The 14907-nt window shown below is 36.5% G+C and carries 17 protein-coding genes; 2 read left to right on the top strand and 15 right to left on the bottom strand.

Translation table 11 applies throughout. The features are described 5' to 3' along the window. From yhbY to AC4PG0_RS01090, 4 genes are read right to left on the bottom strand one after another with little or no spacing between them, the layout of a single operon-like run. Complete coding sequence (gene yhbY, locus AC4PG0_RS01105; protein WP_003771899.1) at positions 1–291, bottom strand: ribosome assembly RNA-binding protein YhbY; 291 nt, start codon at positions 289–291, stop codon at positions 1–3. Next, positions 291–1112, bottom strand: coding sequence for a shikimate dehydrogenase (gene aroE, locus AC4PG0_RS01100; protein ID WP_033838172.1), 822 nt, complete (start codon positions 1110–1112; stop codon positions 291–293). The genes yhbY and aroE overlap by 1 nt, the downstream gene beginning before the upstream one ends. Positions 1113–1131: 19 nt before the next feature. Then, entirely contained in the window at positions 1132–2232 is a 1101-nt protein-coding gene (yqeH, locus tag AC4PG0_RS01095; protein ID WP_003762333.1) for a ribosome biogenesis GTPase YqeH, read from the bottom strand. Continuing rightward, on the bottom strand, positions 2229–2750 hold the full coding sequence (locus tag AC4PG0_RS01090; protein WP_003762335.1) for a YqeG family HAD IIIA-type phosphatase: 522 nt from the start codon (positions 2748–2750) through the stop codon (positions 2229–2231). The genes yqeH and AC4PG0_RS01090 overlap by 4 nt, the downstream gene beginning before the upstream one ends. 163 nt (positions 2751–2913) lie before the next feature. On the opposite strand from AC4PG0_RS01090, the gene AC4PG0_RS01085 reads away from it, so the two are divergent. Continuing rightward, entirely contained in the window at positions 2914–4722 is a 1809-nt protein-coding gene (locus tag AC4PG0_RS01085; RefSeq protein ID WP_003771902.1) for a M3 family oligoendopeptidase, read from the top strand. 32 nt (positions 4723–4754) lie between these two features. On the opposite strand, the gene AC4PG0_RS01080 is transcribed toward AC4PG0_RS01085, so the two are convergent. The 6 genes from AC4PG0_RS01080 to mltG form a co-directional block, all read right to left on the bottom strand. Continuing rightward, complete coding sequence (locus tag AC4PG0_RS01080) at positions 4755–5456, bottom strand: 5'-methylthioadenosine/adenosylhomocysteine nucleosidase (RefSeq protein ID WP_003766948.1); 702 nt, start codon at positions 5454–5456, stop codon at positions 4755–4757. A gap of 50 nt (positions 5457–5506) precedes the next feature. Further along, positions 5507–6139 (bottom strand): YrrS family protein, encoded by a 633-nt coding sequence (locus AC4PG0_RS01075; protein WP_003771904.1) that lies wholly within the window; start codon positions 6137–6139, stop codon positions 5507–5509. Between the two features lie 47 nt (positions 6140–6186). Next, the gene (gene greA / locus AC4PG0_RS01070) at positions 6187–6669 is read right to left on the bottom strand and encodes a transcription elongation factor GreA (protein ID WP_003722004.1); all 483 of its coding nucleotides are present in this window, start codon (positions 6667–6669) and stop codon (positions 6187–6189) included. A 193-nt stretch (positions 6670–6862) separates the two neighbouring features. Continuing rightward, positions 6863–7492 (bottom strand): uridine kinase, encoded by a 630-nt coding sequence (gene udk, locus AC4PG0_RS01065; protein ID WP_003762345.1) that lies wholly within the window; start codon positions 7490–7492, stop codon positions 6863–6865. Further along, on the bottom strand, positions 7489–8142 hold the full coding sequence (locus tag AC4PG0_RS01060) for an O-methyltransferase (RefSeq protein ID WP_033533012.1): 654 nt from the start codon (positions 8140–8142) through the stop codon (positions 7489–7491). Before AC4PG0_RS01060 ends, udk begins: the two co-directional genes overlap by 4 nt. Before the next feature lie 76 nt (positions 8143–8218). Next, positions 8219–9289 (bottom strand): endolytic transglycosylase MltG, encoded by a 1071-nt coding sequence (mltG, locus tag AC4PG0_RS01055; RefSeq protein ID WP_003762348.1) that lies wholly within the window; start codon positions 9287–9289, stop codon positions 8219–8221. Between the two features lie 202 nt (positions 9290–9491). Between mltG and AC4PG0_RS01050 the strand changes: the two genes are divergently transcribed. After that, a complete protein-coding gene (locus tag AC4PG0_RS01050) occupies positions 9492–10118 on the top strand; it encodes a DedA family protein (RefSeq protein ID WP_003762349.1) in 627 nt (208 codons plus the stop codon). 44 nt (positions 10119–10162) lie between these two features. On the opposite strand, the gene AC4PG0_RS01045 is transcribed toward AC4PG0_RS01050, so the two are convergent. The 5 genes from AC4PG0_RS01045 to AC4PG0_RS01025 form a co-directional block, all read right to left on the bottom strand. Beyond that, the gene (locus AC4PG0_RS01045; protein ID WP_003722010.1) at positions 10163–10465 is read right to left on the bottom strand and encodes a DUF1292 domain-containing protein; all 303 of its coding nucleotides are present in this window, start codon (positions 10463–10465) and stop codon (positions 10163–10165) included. A 15-nt stretch (positions 10466–10480) separates the two neighbouring features. After that, positions 10481–10897: a Holliday junction resolvase RuvX gene (gene ruvX / locus AC4PG0_RS01040; protein WP_003762351.1), complete on the bottom strand. Its 417-nt coding sequence runs from the start codon at positions 10895–10897 to the stop codon at positions 10481–10483. Beyond that, the gene (reoM, locus tag AC4PG0_RS01035) at positions 10894–11166 is read right to left on the bottom strand and encodes an IreB family regulatory phosphoprotein ReoM (protein ID WP_003719797.1); all 273 of its coding nucleotides are present in this window, start codon (positions 11164–11166) and stop codon (positions 10894–10896) included. Before reoM ends, ruvX begins: the two co-directional genes overlap by 4 nt. A gap of 92 nt (positions 11167–11258) precedes the next feature. After that, positions 11259–13898: an alanine--tRNA ligase gene (gene alaS, locus AC4PG0_RS01030; protein ID WP_194319825.1), complete on the bottom strand. Its 2640-nt coding sequence runs from the start codon at positions 13896–13898 to the stop codon at positions 11259–11261. Positions 13899–14205: 307 nt separating this feature from the next. Beyond that, on the bottom strand, positions 14206–14901 hold the full coding sequence (locus tag AC4PG0_RS01025; RefSeq protein WP_010991584.1) for an ABC transporter ATP-binding protein: 696 nt from the start codon (positions 14899–14901) through the stop codon (positions 14206–14208). Positions 14902–14907: the final 6 nt, after the last annotated feature.

The following is a 14907-nucleotide window of genomic DNA, read 5'->3' as shown; positions in this document are numbered from 1 at the left end:
TTAAGGCAACTTAATTTGTTGCTTATTTACGGATTGTTTGTAAAGGATAATCGTTCTACCAATAACTTGAACGATATCTGCTCCTGCACGTGTGCTAATTTTCTCAGCAACTGTTTGTTTATCTTCCTCGCAATTTTGCAAAATAGAGATTTTAATTAATTCTCTAGCTTCAAGTGCTTCTTTAACTTGGATAATTAAGTTTGGTGACACGCTTCCTTTTCCTACTTGGAAAATTGGTTGAATCGTGTGTGCTTCTTTTCTTAAAAAACGTTTTTGTGTAGCTGTTAACATTAGTTTCCTCCTAATTGTTCGAGTACTGCTTCTTTCATCAGTGATCGCTCTGGCTTAATGCCAGTCCATATTTCAAAGGCTAGTGCCCCTTGATTAACAAACATTGGTAAGCCATTTTGTGTAATAGCCCCATTTTTCTTTGCTTCTTTTAAAAAGGCTGTTTCGGCTGGATTATAAATAATATCAGAACAAATTGTTCCTTTTGTTAAATTAGAAAGAGAAATTGGGCTTTTATTCTTAGAAGCTTCTAGACCGATAGAAGTAGTTTGGATAATAATTGTAAAATCAGCCAGTTCTTTTTCAGCTTGTTCTAGTGTCATGGCATGATGATTATCATTATCTTTCGTCATTTCTATCGCTTTTTCCGTTGTTCGATTGGCAACGGTTATTTTCGCGTCAGTATGGCTTTTAAGTGCAAGATAAATTGCTTTACTGGCCCCACCTGCTCCTGTGATTAAAATAGAATCGTCTTTTGTAATCGAACGAATTTCTTCCAATCCTTCTAAATAGCCCTTGCCATCCGTGTTGAAGCCATACCACTTGCCATCTTTTCTAAGCACCGTATTCACTGCGCCTGATGCTGCTGCCAAATCCTCTAATTCATCTAAAAATGGTAAAATACGCTCTTTAAATGGTGTCGTGATATTAAATCCGCGCACTCCAGAATCCATTAATTTTTTTATTTCTGCCTCAAAAGTATCTTCTTCTATCAAAACAGAGTTATACTCCGCGTTCATTCCAAGTTCTTGGAAAATCCGATTTTGCATAGCTGGTGATAACGAGTGACGAATAGGATTTCCGATAACAACATATTTTTCCAAATGCCAGGCCTCCTTAGTTTTACACGAGTGATGTCCGGATTGTTGCGCTAACGCCTTCAGGAACCCAAGCAGTGACTTTTGCGCCGCCTTCAGGTATTGTCACCCATCCAAGTCCAGAAAACACAATATCCGCTTTATCTTTCACGGTAAAGGTATACGGTACGAGCTTAGGAAGTGTCTTCATCCCTTCTTCTGTTGGAGGTTGAAGAACAAAACCGGCTTGTTTTTCATATAATGCATCTGCTTTTTCTAATTTTGTTCGGTGAATTGGTAAATTATTAGATACATAGACAACTAATGATTTTCTTCCACCTGACACGTAATCTAAACGAGCAAGCGCGCCTAAAAATAAGGTTTGTTCTTCATTTAATTGGAAGACAGCAGGTTTTACTTCTTTTTTAGGTGTGATAGCTTTTAAAGTTGTTGTATCGATAAAATGCGCCATTTGATGGTGATTTATAATTCCAGGTGTGTCAACAAGTACATTGCCATCAGCAAGCGGAATTTCGATTTTATCAAGTGTTGTTCCTGGGAATTGCGACGTAGTAATCACATTGTTTTCACCTGAAGCTTGTTTGATGATACGATTGATAAGCGTTGATTTACCAACATTTGTACAACCAACAACATACACATCTTGCCCATTTCGTAATTCTTCTATCTTTTCTAAAAGAGTATCAAAACCGTGCCCTTTTTCAGCGCTGACTAAAACAACATCTGTTGCCGCCAAACCTTGTTCTTTTGCACGAGTTCTCATCCAGCGAGTTAATTTATCACGTTTTAATGATTTTGGTAAAACGTCTTCTTTGTTTCCGACAAGTAATACAGGATTGCTTCCTGCAAAACGAGGAAGTCCAGGCAACCAACTGCCATCAAAATCAAAAATATCTACTACATAGACGATTAGAGCTTGCTTCGAACTAATTTGATTTAAAATACGTAAAAAATCGTCGTCTGTCAGCGCCACATCTTGAATTTCATTGTAATGCTTTAGACGAAAACATCTTTTACAAATAACTTGTTCATTATTTAGCGATGACTTAGGAGCATAGCCGATTTTATCAGGATCTTCTGTTTGAATAATGGCCCCACAACCAATACATCTTATTTCTTCTGTCAAAGTGATTCCTCCCACTTAATTTGGTTTTTCTTTGCTAACCGTTTTAAAATAATACTTTCCATCATTCGATTTAATTTTGTCGCCATACCGTCTGTTTGTTTTACAGGACGAACAAAAATAGTTGTTAATTTTTGACGATTACCACCGAATATATCTGTCATAATTTGGTCACCAATCATCACAGTTTCTTCTGGTGTTGCGTTCATTTCTTTTAGTGCCCAGCGAAAATTAGCGCCTAAGGGTTTTTTTGCCCGCGCTAAATAAGGGACATCAATTGCTTTTGCCACACGAGCAACTCGTTCTTCATTATTGTTAGAAAAAATCATAACTTTGATTCCTTCTTCTTTCAATATAGTAAACCAGTTGATTACTTCATCCGTTGCATCTAGTTGATCCCAAGCAAGCAGCGTATTATCGAGATCAGTTAAAATAGTAGTCTTTCCCATTTTACGAAGCTGATCTGCTGTTATTCCAAATGGAGTATTCAACATTTTATCTGGTGAGAATTGCTTTAACACGTATTGGCACCTCATTCTTTTATTTAGTACAGTCTATTCTATCATACATTCAATTAGACTAATAATCTATAAATTTTACCATCTTTCTGCTTATTTTACAAAAAAACCTTAGAAAAATGCTATAATATGAAAGGAAATGTTATTTTTTTAAGGAGGTAGACGAATGTCAAAAGATTATGCATTAACTTGGGATTTAGAAAATATATATGTTGGCGGTAGTGGTTCTGAAGAATTACAGCAAACACTTCAAGAGGTAAAAGCTGATTTGGATAGCTTTGTCGTGAATGTAGCTGAGTGGGAAGTTCCCGAAAACGTCGAAGCTTCAGTAGAATTTCTACTATTGGTTAATCAAAATGCGGACATCTCAAAAGTTTTATTAACTGCTGGTTCTTTTTTAGAATGTCTTGCTTCAGCCGATGTTAATGATACTCGTGCAAATGAACTTTCTGCGTTAATTTATCAATATGTGGCTACCCTATCGACGGCAGAAGATGAATGGCATGACAAATTTGCTCAAATATCTGACCGTGTTTGGGATGAACTAATGCAGCAAAATGGTTTGTCACAAATTAGTTTTATTTTAAGTGAAGCACGTACAAACCGTCGTAAAAAAGGCAGTAAAGAACAAGAAGCAGCGATTAATTCTTTAGCTGTTGATGGTTATCGTGGTTGGTCAGACCATTATGATACAATCGTTGGTAAACTACGGATGCACATTACTACTGACGGGGAAGAAAAGTCCGTATCTGCTGGACAAGCTCTGAACTTATTAAATCACCCTGATCGCGCAGTCCGTCAGGCAGTTTTCAAAGAATATACTCGTGTTTGGCAAGAAGAATCTCGTCTCTTTAGCGATACTCTAAATCATTTATCAGGCTTCCGTTTAGCTACATACGAAATTCGTAAATGGGATAATATTTTAGAAGAACCACTTGCTATTAATCGTTTGGATGAACAAACATTAAAATCTATGTGGAACGTCATTCAAACGAATAAGCCGACTTTTGTCCGATTCTTAGATAGAAAAGCTCAATTGCTTGGTCTTGAAAAATTAAGTTTTTATGATGTCGAAGCCCCTCTTGTATTCTCAAGCGAACCAAAAAAATATACTTATCAAGAAGGCGCAGATTTTATCATCGAACAATTTAATAAATTCAGCCCGAAAATGGCAAACTTCGCGAAATCCGCTTTCGAAAAAGGTTGGATTGAAGCAGAAGATCGTGATAATAAACGTCCTGGTGGCTTTTGCACGGATTTCCCGGTCGAAAAAGAAAGCCGGATTTTCATGACATATGACGGAGCTCCTGGTACTGTGGCAACTCTTGCACATGAACTCGGACACGCCTTCCATTCTCATGTTATTCGGGAAGAGCCATTTGAAAACACTGATTACGCAATGAATGTTGCGGAAACTGCTTCTACTTTTGCTGAAATGATTATTGCCGATGCTTCTGTAAAAGATGCCAAAACAAAAGAAGAAAAAATCACCTTACTAGAAGATAAAATTGGTCGTAGTATTGCTTTCTTTATGAATATTCATGCTAGATTTATTTTTGAATGCAATTTCTATGAAGCACGCAAACAAGGTGTAGTGTCAGTTGATAGACTTAATTCTTTAATGGAGGAAGCGCAACGTGAAGCTTACTTAGATGCTTTAGATGAATATCATCCACAATTTTGGGCTTCTAAACTACATTTTTATATTGCTGATGTACCATTTTACAATTTCCCATATACTTTTGGTTACTTATTCTCGCTTGGTATTTATCACAAAGCACAAGCGGAAGGTGCTAGCTACGAAGATAAATATATTGCGCTTCTAAAAGATACGGGTTCGATGACAACAGAACAACTTGCAGAAAAACATCTTGGAGTCGACTTGCGTAAAGCTGATTTCTGGGAAGAAGCAGTTGCCCTAGCCGCTAAAGATGTAGAAGATTTCCTTACTTTAACGGAAGAATACGTAAAATAAAAAAATCCAGGAGAATCTCTCTCCTGGATTTTTTATATTGTTTTTAATAATTCGATGATACAAGTAGCTGATTGTTTTGCAGCTAAATGAATAAACTCATCAAAAGACATTGTCGCCTCTTGATTGGCTAAATCCGATATAGCTCGGATGATAAGAAATGGAATATCAAATTGATAGGCTACTTGCGCAATGGCAGCAGCTTCCATTTCCACAGCTTTAACATCCGGGAAAAATGTTCGAATAATTTCATGTTGATCTGGACGCATAATAAATGAATCATTTGTAATTACAAGACCATATACAGCTTTATTTTCGCTATCTGCAAAATAATCACGATAAATAGTCTCAGCTTTTTTCAAAAGAACAGCATCGCCTTGATAAAAAGCTGGCATACGTGGAACTTGGCCATATGTATAACCAAATTCAGTAACATCAACATCACCATATGCTAAGCGATCAGATATAATGACATCGCCAATTGCTAAGCCTTCACCTATACCTCCAGCTGAACCAGTGTTAATAATAATTTCTGGTTTAAAACGGTCTGCTAGAAGTGTGGTACCAAGGGCAGCATTAACTTTCCCTATACCTGATTCTAAAAGCACAACTTCTTTACCAGCAATTTCACCGATGTAAAATTTTGCTCCTCCGATAATAACTTCTTCTATGCTGGGCATGGTGTTTTTTAACAGTTCAACTTCTTCTTCCATTGCTCCAATAATGCCTATTGTCATTATGTAACCTCCAAAAAAAGCACAGTCGTTAACAACTAACTTCTGTGCTTTTATCTTTTGTCGTTTGATTTCAGCTCTTCTACTTTTGTTGGTTGCCATCCTTCACCGTCTACCCATGTAATATAAACACGGTAAGCTTTATCAGGATTTGCTTTAGTAGAAAGTGTACCAATTGCTTGAGTAGCAGGGTCAGCCCCTTGCTCTACAAACCAAAGTGATGTATTTGAGATTGGAATATCCGTCGCTGCTGAAAAAGCTTTGCGTTTTTCTTGCCAGTCTACACTTGTAGAGCTGTAGGAATTCACATGATCACCAGTTTGCTCAGTTCCAATTGGTTTCCAGTCTTTTGTAATAACTTTTGCCACATTAGGATCATCACTTTTAGTCGTTTCTGTTGTTTTTTCATCCGAAGAAGTCGATTTTTTTTCGGAAGTTTTATTTGATTTAGCGGCATCTTCTTTTTTCGCATTGGAAGATGCCGTTTTGTTTTCTTGCTGAGTTGGATCGCTTTCTGTTTTAAACAGTACAAAATATAGACTACCAATGATAAGTAAGCTTACCACGATAATTAAAAGATTTAAAACTAGATTCGTTTTTTTTCGTTTTGTATTTTGTCTTGAGCGAGATCCTTCGACTAAGTTTTGTTTAATGCGACGGTTATTTGATTGTCGATTATCTGCCATTTGCTTTCACCACCTTATAAGTAACCGCTGTATAAAAACAGATAAAATTAAGATGCAGTGATTTTTTCGATCTTAACACTCATGTCGCCAGCAGGGGTTTGGATAGTTACTTCTTCCCCTTCTTTATGACCAAGTAAACCTTTAGCAATTGGAGAATCGTTAGAAATCTTACCTTCAAAAGGATCAGCTTCTGCGCTCCCTACAATCGTGTATGTTTCTTCTTCTCCGTCTGGTAATTCAATAAATGTAACGGTGTTTCCAAGTGTTACTAAACCATTATGAGCTTCTGCTGCATCAATGATTTGAGCATTACGAATCATATTTTCAATAGTAGTGATACGACCTTCAACAAAAGCTTGTTCGTCTTTTGCGGAATCATACTCGGAGTTCTCAGATAAATCACCAAAGCTACGGGCAATTTTAATCCGTTCTACTACTTCTTTCCGTTTTACTGTCTTAAGTTCTTGTAATTCATTTTCTAATTTTGCTTTCCCATCTAGGGTCATTGGAAATACTTTTTCTGTCGCCAATCGTTTTCGCTCCTTTTGTTTGTTCATTATTGTATAGAAAAGCACGGAGATATCGCTCCGCACCTTCATAAAAAAACATTACTACTCGTGAGAAAGATTAACATGCCACGCTAGAAATAGCAAGCAATTGTCTCTCTTTTTACTAGGAAAATTTTACCTTAAATTAATCTGTTTGACAAGTGTTACCTGTTACTTATACATGTTTTTGCAAGATTGATTCAATTTTTGTTGTCATCAAATCAATTGCCACATGATTTTCTCCACCTTCTGGAATAATTATATCGGCAAATTTTTTCGTTGGTTCAATAAATTCGTTATGCATTGGTTTTACTACAGAAAGATATTGATCGATAACAGAATCCATCGTTCGACCTCGCTCTTTCATGTCTCTTAATAACCTACGAATAAAACGAATATCGTCATCTGTATCAACATATACTTTAATATCCATCAAGTCGCGTAATCGCTTATCTTCTAAGATTAAAATACCTTCTAAAATAATTACTTCTCTAGGTTCTTGAATTTCTACTTCTTGTTTCCGCGTATATTTTTCATAATCGTAAATTGGTTTTTCTATTGTTTCATAACGGCGTAGTGCTGCTATATGGGAAATAAGTAAGTCCGTATCAAATGCTAACGGATGATCGTAGTTTACTTTTAAACGCTCTTCAAAACTAATATCTGCTTGATCATGATAGTAGACATCTTGCGCAATCATTAAAATAGAATGCCCGCTAAAATGATCACAAATTGCTTTAGTTACACTGGTTTTTCCTGAACCTGAACCACCAGTTACACCGACTACGATTGGTTTTTTTGTCATGATATGCCTCCAGTTTTCTTTCTTTTTGAAATAGATAAACCATCTCCGAGTGGAATAGTTGTAGTATCAAAATCAGGATGCGTCACTAAAAAATCATTAAAATGGCGCATTTTACGAGCAACTCGAAGTTTACGCTGTTTTTCTGGTGACATATCAAGCGCAAGTCCTTTGAAAAGAACATTATCACTATAAATCACACCATCTGGAGCAAGGGAATCTGTATAAATATGGAAAAATTTTTCATATTGCGCTTTGGCAGCATCAATAAATATGGCATCAAACGGACCATACGTTAAAATTTCTTCTGATCCTTCAATTGCATCCGTAAGCAAGACTTTTATTCTGTCAGAAGCCCCGTAACGCTCTATATTATGTAAAGCTTCTTTATATCGTTCTTCATCACGTTCGACTGTGATAATTTCCGTTTTTGGAAGTTTATCTGCCATTTTTAAAGCAGAGTATCCGATTGCTGTTCCAAGTTCTAAAATACGCTTCGGCTTTTGAATATCTAAAATTTGCAATAAACAATGTAACGAATCTGGCTCCATAATCGGCACTTCATGTTCCTTTGCGTATACTTCTAATTCTTCAAAAAAAGGCGTGCTCTTTGGAATATGTTTTAATAAATAATCATGAATTATATCATTCACTGCTAAATCCCCTCATTTTAACAAACAAAGCACCTGCCAAAAACATGCAATACACGTTTCTGACAAGTGGTTCATTTTAATTATTTTTCGTAATATGCTCTTCTTTTAGTTTATTGTGCTCTTCTAATGTTTTAGAGAAATAAACTTTACCAGTTTTCGTATTCGCTAAAAAGTATAGATAATCACTTTTTTCTGGGTAAAGAGCTGCTTCCATAGATGTGTCACCGCTATTAGAAATTGGTCCTGGTGGCAGTCCATTGTTTTTGTATGTGTTATACGGCGAATCTACTTCTAAATCTTTATAGGTTGTTTTGCTTTTATGTTCACCAAGCGCATAAAGAACAGTAGGATCGGTTTGTAAACGCATATCTTTTGCTAAACGATTATAAAAAACGCTAGCAATCATTTTGCGATCCACATCAGCAGTTGCTTCTTTTTCAATGATGGAAGACATTGTTAGGAATTTATGCACGGACATTTTTTGTTTCGTTAGTTCGTCGCGGTACTTAGCAATATTAACGTCTGTTGCTTTCACCATTTCTTTAATTATCGTTTCAGCTGATACATCCGAGCCTTTAAAAGTATATGTCGCTGGATATAAATAGCCTTCTAACGGATGTTTTATAGATTTATTCAAAACATCATTTGTGACAGTTTCTGGGAATGCTTTAATAATAGAAGCAACAAACTCTGGATCATCCATTATTTTAAGAACATCGGCTTTTTTTAATTTAGGTTGATAAGCGACGATTCTATCAGCAATTTGATCGAGTGTATATCCTTCTGGAATGACTAGTTTTGCCGGTGCGACAGTCTTTCCTTCTTGCATTTTCTTCACGATTTGATCTGTGTTCATAGCTTGCGTGAATTCATAATTCCCAGCTTTTAAATTCGTATCATTATTGTATTTTACATAAAAAGAGAAAATAGAAGCGTTATTAATGACTTTTTTATCTTCTAAAATAGTAGATATATCTGAAATACTAGATCCTGCTGGAATTTCAACAGCGATCTTCTCTTTGCTTGCTTCATCTCTTGGCTCTAGCTGTGACTTCACATAATAATACCCTGCAAAAGTTGCGATTACTAAAATTAGAATGATAATAGAAATAATAATTGTAATTTTCTTACCTTTTGTATTCTTCATTATAGACCTCATTTCATTGAAAACAATTCCTATCTATTATACCGATTATCTAAAAAAAATGCTATTCAATACGGAAAATTTTCTTAAAAAGTGACGTTTTTATGTTTTTTCGGTATAATAAACAGCGTGATTAAACGAACAAGACAGAATCGGTCAAGGACTTGCTTCTGCCAATTAAATAAAGATTGAAGGAGTCTTTTGGATGTTACATACGTTAATACAAAGTTTGCAAGATTTCACTATGTGGTTAGTAGACTCACTTGGTCACTGGGGAATTTTCCTCGGAATGCTTATCGAAAGTGTCTGCATTCCGCTTCCAAGTGAAGTTATCATGCTGTTTGGCGGATTTATGGCGGAAGCTGGGAAACTGCATTTCTGGCTCGTTGTATTTGCTGGTATCGCTGGTAACTTAGTTGGTTCACTGATTGCTTACTACATTGGTAAATTCGGTGGTAGAGCTTTAGTATTGAAATTCGGAAAGTATATATTCTTAAATGTGAAGCACTTGGATAAAGCAGAATTATGGTTTGGTCGATACGGCGCAAGAGCTGTATTTTTCGGCCGTGTTTTGCCAGTTATCCGAACATTTATCTCTTTACCAGCTGGAATTGCCAAAATGAATGTCTGGAAATTTGTTATATATACGATTTTAGGCTGCATTCCGTGGAATATTTTTCTGACATGGCTTGGTTATTCATTAGGTTCCAATTGGAGCGTTGTGGAAAAATATACGCGACCAATTAGCTATTTAATGTTAGCTTTAGTAGTTGCCATTGTTGTCTACCTTGCTTACAAAGTATGGAATAAACGCGCTAGAAACGCAAAATAAAAAGCATGTCTTGACAGTTTTTGTCAGGACATGCTTTTTTTATATTATTCTTCGTCTTCGTCAGCTAGGAAAGTTGCAAGTATTTCTTCAATCATATCCCACTCTTCGTCTGTTTCAACAGGTTTAAGTTGACCTTGTTTACCTTCTTCATCTTGAATGTAACTAGATGCAAGAATTTCGATTTCTTCGTCTTCCCCTTTTCCTGCTGGGAAATATAATACGTAAGATTTGTCAAAGTCTTCGGAATCAAAGTCAAAAAGAATTTCGTAAGCTTCTTCTTTTCCTTCTTCATTTGTAATCCAAATAATATTTTCTTCTTCATGATTATGGTTATGTTCTTCTGCCATTAAATTCACCTCAAATTAATTAGTAGTGTCCAAATAGGACTGTAAAATCATTACTGCAGCTAACTTATCAATTACTTCTTTTCGTTTTTTACGCGAAACGTCTGCTTCAATCAAAGTTCTTTCAGCGGCAGAAGTGGTCAAACGTTCATCCCAAAGTACAACAGGAAGTCCAATTCTTGACTCAAGTACTTCAGCATATATTTTGGAACTTTCAGCACGAGGTCCGATGGTATTATTCATATTCTTAGGTAGCCCAACAACGACTTTTTCAACTTCGTATTCGAGCACGAGCTCTTTTACTCTGTCATAGCCAAATTGTTTTCTGCTCTCGTCAATCTGAATGGTTTCAACACCTTGTGCGGTCCAACCAAGTGGATCACTTATCGCTACGCCGACTGTTTTCGAGCCGACATCTAAACCCATTATTCTCATTTCTCACCAATTTCGTTATTTTTCAGATACGCTTTAACAAGTTCCTCGATAATTTCATCTCGTTCTAAACGGCGTATCATGCTCCGGGCATCCTTGTGACGAGGTATATAGGCAGGGTCACCTGAGAGTAAATAGCCAACGATTTGATTAACGGGATTATAGCCTTTTTCTTCAAGAGCAACGTAGACTTGTTTCATTAATTTTTTTACATCTTCTTCAATTGAATCATCGCCGAAGTTGTAAAACATTGTTTGATCTTTTGAATCCATAATCGAAGCACCTCATTCCTTCATGTATCTCTATTCATTTTACACCATGTGAACGGAAATAACAAAGAAAAATGAAGTGCTTTAACGAAAATTTATGCTTGTTGTTCTTTCACCCATGTAGAAACATAATCAAGAGCTGTTCCTAGTTCAGCTGGATTTTTACCGCCAGCTTGCGCCATATCAGGACGTCCGCCACCATTTCCGCCGCATCGTGTCGCAACTTCTTTTAAAAGTTTACCAGCATGATAGCCAGCTTTGATTGCATCTTCTGAAACTGCAGAAATCAAGTTTACTTTATCACCTTGAACTGCTCCTAGAACAAGAACGCCACCAATTTTTTTATCTTTCCAGTTATCAACAAACTGACGTAATTGGTTCATATCTTTCGCATTTACTTGTTTAGCAATAACTTTTACGCCACCGATTTCTTCTGGTGATTCAAAAATATCGGCACTTGCAGCACTTGCTAATTTACTTAATAATGATTCGTTTTCACGTTTTACTTCACGTAAATCAGCTTGCAATTGCTCTACTTTTTGCGGCGTTTCTTTTGTAGTTGTTTTTAGTAGGTTAGCAGTTTGTTTTAGTGTATTTTCTTGTTCAGTCACAAAGCGATATGCTTCTTTTCCGGTAACTGCTTCAATACGTCGAGTTCCCGCTCCGATACCTGTTTCAGAAACGATTTTAAATAGACCAATGTCTGCTGTATTACGAACGTGAACGCCACCGCAAAGTTCAATACTATATTTACCAACTTGAACCACACGAACGACCTCGCCATATTTTTCGCCAAAAAGGGCCATAGCTCCAAGTTCTTTCGCTTCTGCAATCGGCATTTCTTCAATAATAACATTGATTTGTTCCCAGATTTTTTCATTGACGATTTCTTCCATTTTTGTTAATTCTTCTTCTGTAATTTGACCAAAATGAGAGAAGTCAAAACGTAAGCGATCTGGGGAAACGAGTGAACCTGCTTGGTTAACATGTTCGCCTAATGTATCTTTGAGTGCACGATGTAAAAGATGGGTTGCTGTATGGTTTTTGATTGTTTCACGACGTTTTACTTTGTCAACAGCAAGTTTTACTGTGTCACCTGTTTTTAATACACCTTCTTTTACAGAAATACGGTGTAAGTTTTGTTTATTAGGAGCTTTTTGAACATCTTCTACGTAAGCAACTCCTGTTTCGCTTTCTATCGTTCCTTTGTCAGCAACTTGTCCGCCGCTTTCTGCATAAAATGGTGTTTCTTTGAAAATAACTTGTGCCTCGCTTCCAGAAGCTACTTCATCAACAAGCGTATCATCTTGAATTAAATACAATATTTCAGAAACATGTTCTGTTGTATTATAACCAACGAATTCACTTTTATCTGTTAAATTAGCTAGCAGTTCGCCCTGAACTTGCATTGATTTCACGTCTGCTCTGGCGGAACGAGCACGGTCGCGTTGTTCTTTCATTTCAGCTTCAAATCCAGCATGATCGACTTTTAAGCCATGGTCTTCTGCGTATTCTTCCGTTAATTCCACTGGGAAACCAAATGTATCATATAATTTGAAAATATCTGCGCCTTTGATAGTTTGTTCGTTTGTTTCTTTGGCATTTTTAAGGATTGTTTCAAGGATTGCCAGACCTTCATTTAATGTTTCGTGGAATCGTTCTTCTTCCGTACGAATTACTTTTTGAATAAAGTCGGTTTGATTTTCTACTTCTGGATAGAAACTATTCATGATTTTACCAACCACTGGTACTAATTTGTACATAAATGGTTCATTGATTGTAAGTACTTTCGCGTAACGTACTGCACGGCGAAGTAAACGACGCAAAATATATCCGCGTCCTTCGTTGGATGGCAATGCGCCGTCGCCAATTGCAAATGCTACGGTACGAATATGGTCAGCGATTACTTTAAACGCAACATCATTTTCTTGTGAATGACCGTATTTCACGCCAGAAATTTGTTCTACTTCACGAATAATCGGCATAAATAAATCTGTTTCAAAGTTCGTTGGCGCGTCTTGGATGATAGAAACCATGCGTTCTAGACCCATCCCAGTATCAATGTTTTGTTTAGGAAGTGGTGTGTATGTTCCATCTGGATTATGGTTAAACTGAGAAAATACAAGGTTCCAAATTTCTAAGTAACGTTCATTTTCGCCACCTGGATATAATTCTGGGTCACTTTCGTCATCTCCAAAAGCAGGTCCACGATCATAGAAAATTTCGCTATCCGGGCCACTTGGTCCAATACCTATATCCCAAAAATTATCTTCAATTTCAACGATATGATCTTCACTTAAGCCAATTTTTTCGCGCCATAAAGTTTTCGCTTCTTCGTCTTCAGGATAAACAGTGACATATAATTTATCAGGATCAAAGCCAATCCATTTAGGACTTGTTAGGAATTCCCAAGCAAAAAGAATTGCGCCTTCTTTAAAGTAATCACCAATCGAAAAGTTTCCTAGCATTTCAAAGAAAGTATGGTGACGGGCTGTTTTACCTACGTTTTCAATGTCATTCGTACGGATTGATTTTTGTGCATTAGCCATTCTTGGATTATCCGGAATAACCGAACCATCAAAGTATTTTTTCATTGTTGCTACACCACTATTAATCCAAAGAATCGTCGGATCGTTGTTTGGTACAAGTGGTGCACTAGGTTCGATTGTATGCCCTTTTTCTTTAAAGAAATCTAAAAATAGCTGTCTTACTTCTGCGCTTGATAATTGTTTCATTTTTTATTTCCTCCTTTTGGTTTTTTACAACAAAAAAAGCCTATATGATTGCTCACAGGGACGATTTTGGTAAATCGCGGTACCACCCTGTTTGCAATGATATAGACTTTGTATCATTACCTCTTCAATTATCTGTTAACGTGGATAAGACGGATCATCTAATGGGAGAGCAATTTTGGTGCAAGCGCGGTTTTCCTTCCAGCCATGGGAAAACTCTCTAATCACGTGGAAACCAAAATCATATTCCTATCATGTATCAATTTTTATTCAACAATAAATTAAATTATAAAGAACGGATGGCTAAATGTCAACTGTTTATTAAGCTATTCGTTGATTGTTTCTTTTCAACAAAGCTTCCGTTTTTAAGCGTTAGTTTTACATCTGATACTTTCGCAATTTCAGGGTCATGCGTTACCATAATGACACATTTTCCTTCTTTATGCGCTAAATCTTGGAATAACGTAACTACTTCTTTACTTGTTCGTTCGTCTAAGTTTCCGGTAGGTTCATCAGCAACGATTAATTCTGTTTCACAACATAACGCCCGTGCGATGGAAACCCTTTGCTGCTGTCCGCCACTTAAAGTCAGCACTTTTTGGCGCGCCATTTTCTCAGTAATGCCCACTTTTTCAAGCATGCTTAGTGCAAAAGCTTTTTTGTCTGGCTGATTGACATGGGTAATTTCCATTGCAGTTGTTACGTTTTGAAGAGCAGTCATATATGTTAATAAATTATAACTTTGGAATACAATGGATACATATCTATTTCTAAATTGTTGTAAGCCAATGCTTTTGAGTGAACTACCTTTATAGTAGATGTCTCCTTCTTTTTGCGTATCCAGTCCTCCTGCAAGCGATAAGAAAGTGGTTTTCCCAGAGCCAGAACTTCCTACTACAGTGTAAAAAACACCAGCTTCAAAATCATAATTTATATCACTTAAAATCGATTCATCTTTTGTTTTATACCAATAAGAGATATTTTCAAACGTCAATACTTTGGTCATATCGTC

The organism is Listeria sp. MAN/IMW/UF464 (assembly GCF_058683955.1).
This window is presented reverse-complemented; position numbering and strand designations above follow the sequence as displayed.

Coding starts and splice junctions, on each gene's coding strand:
- yhbY (WP_003771899.1), bottom strand. CDS start 291: ATGTTAACAGCTACACAAAAACGTTTTTTAAGAAAAGAAGCACACACG.
- AC4PG0_RS01085 (WP_003771902.1), top strand. CDS start 2,914: ATGTCAAAAGATTATGCATTAACTTGGGATTTAGAAAATATATATGTT.
- AC4PG0_RS01080 (WP_003766948.1), bottom strand. CDS start 5,456: ATGACAATAGGCATTATTGGAGCAATGGAAGAAGAAGTTGAACTGTTA.
- AC4PG0_RS01075 (WP_003771904.1), bottom strand. CDS start 6,139: ATGGCAGATAATCGACAATCAAATAACCGTCGCATTAAACAAAACTTA.
- udk (WP_003762345.1), bottom strand. CDS start 7,492: ATGACAAAAAAACCAATCGTAGTCGGTGTAACTGGTGGTTCAGGTTCA.
- mltG (WP_003762348.1), bottom strand. CDS start 9,289: ATGAAGAATACAAAAGGTAAGAAAATTACAATTATTATTTCTATTATC.
- AC4PG0_RS01050 (WP_003762349.1), top strand. CDS start 9,492: ATGTTACATACGTTAATACAAAGTTTGCAAGATTTCACTATGTGGTTA.
- AC4PG0_RS01045 (WP_003722010.1), bottom strand. CDS start 10,465: ATGGCAGAAGAACATAACCATAATCATGAAGAAGAAAATATTATTTGG.
- ruvX (WP_003762351.1), bottom strand. CDS start 10,897: ATGAGAATAATGGGTTTAGATGTCGGCTCGAAAACAGTCGGCGTAGCG.
- reoM (WP_003719797.1), bottom strand. CDS start 11,166: ATGGATTCAAAAGATCAAACAATGTTTTACAACTTCGGCGATGATTCA.
- alaS (WP_194319825.1), bottom strand. CDS start 13,898: ATGAAACAATTATCAAGCGCAGAAGTAAGACAGCTATTTTTAGATTTC.
- AC4PG0_RS01025 (WP_010991584.1), bottom strand. CDS start 14,901: ATGACCAAAGTATTGACGTTTGAAAATATCTCTTATTGGTATAAAACA.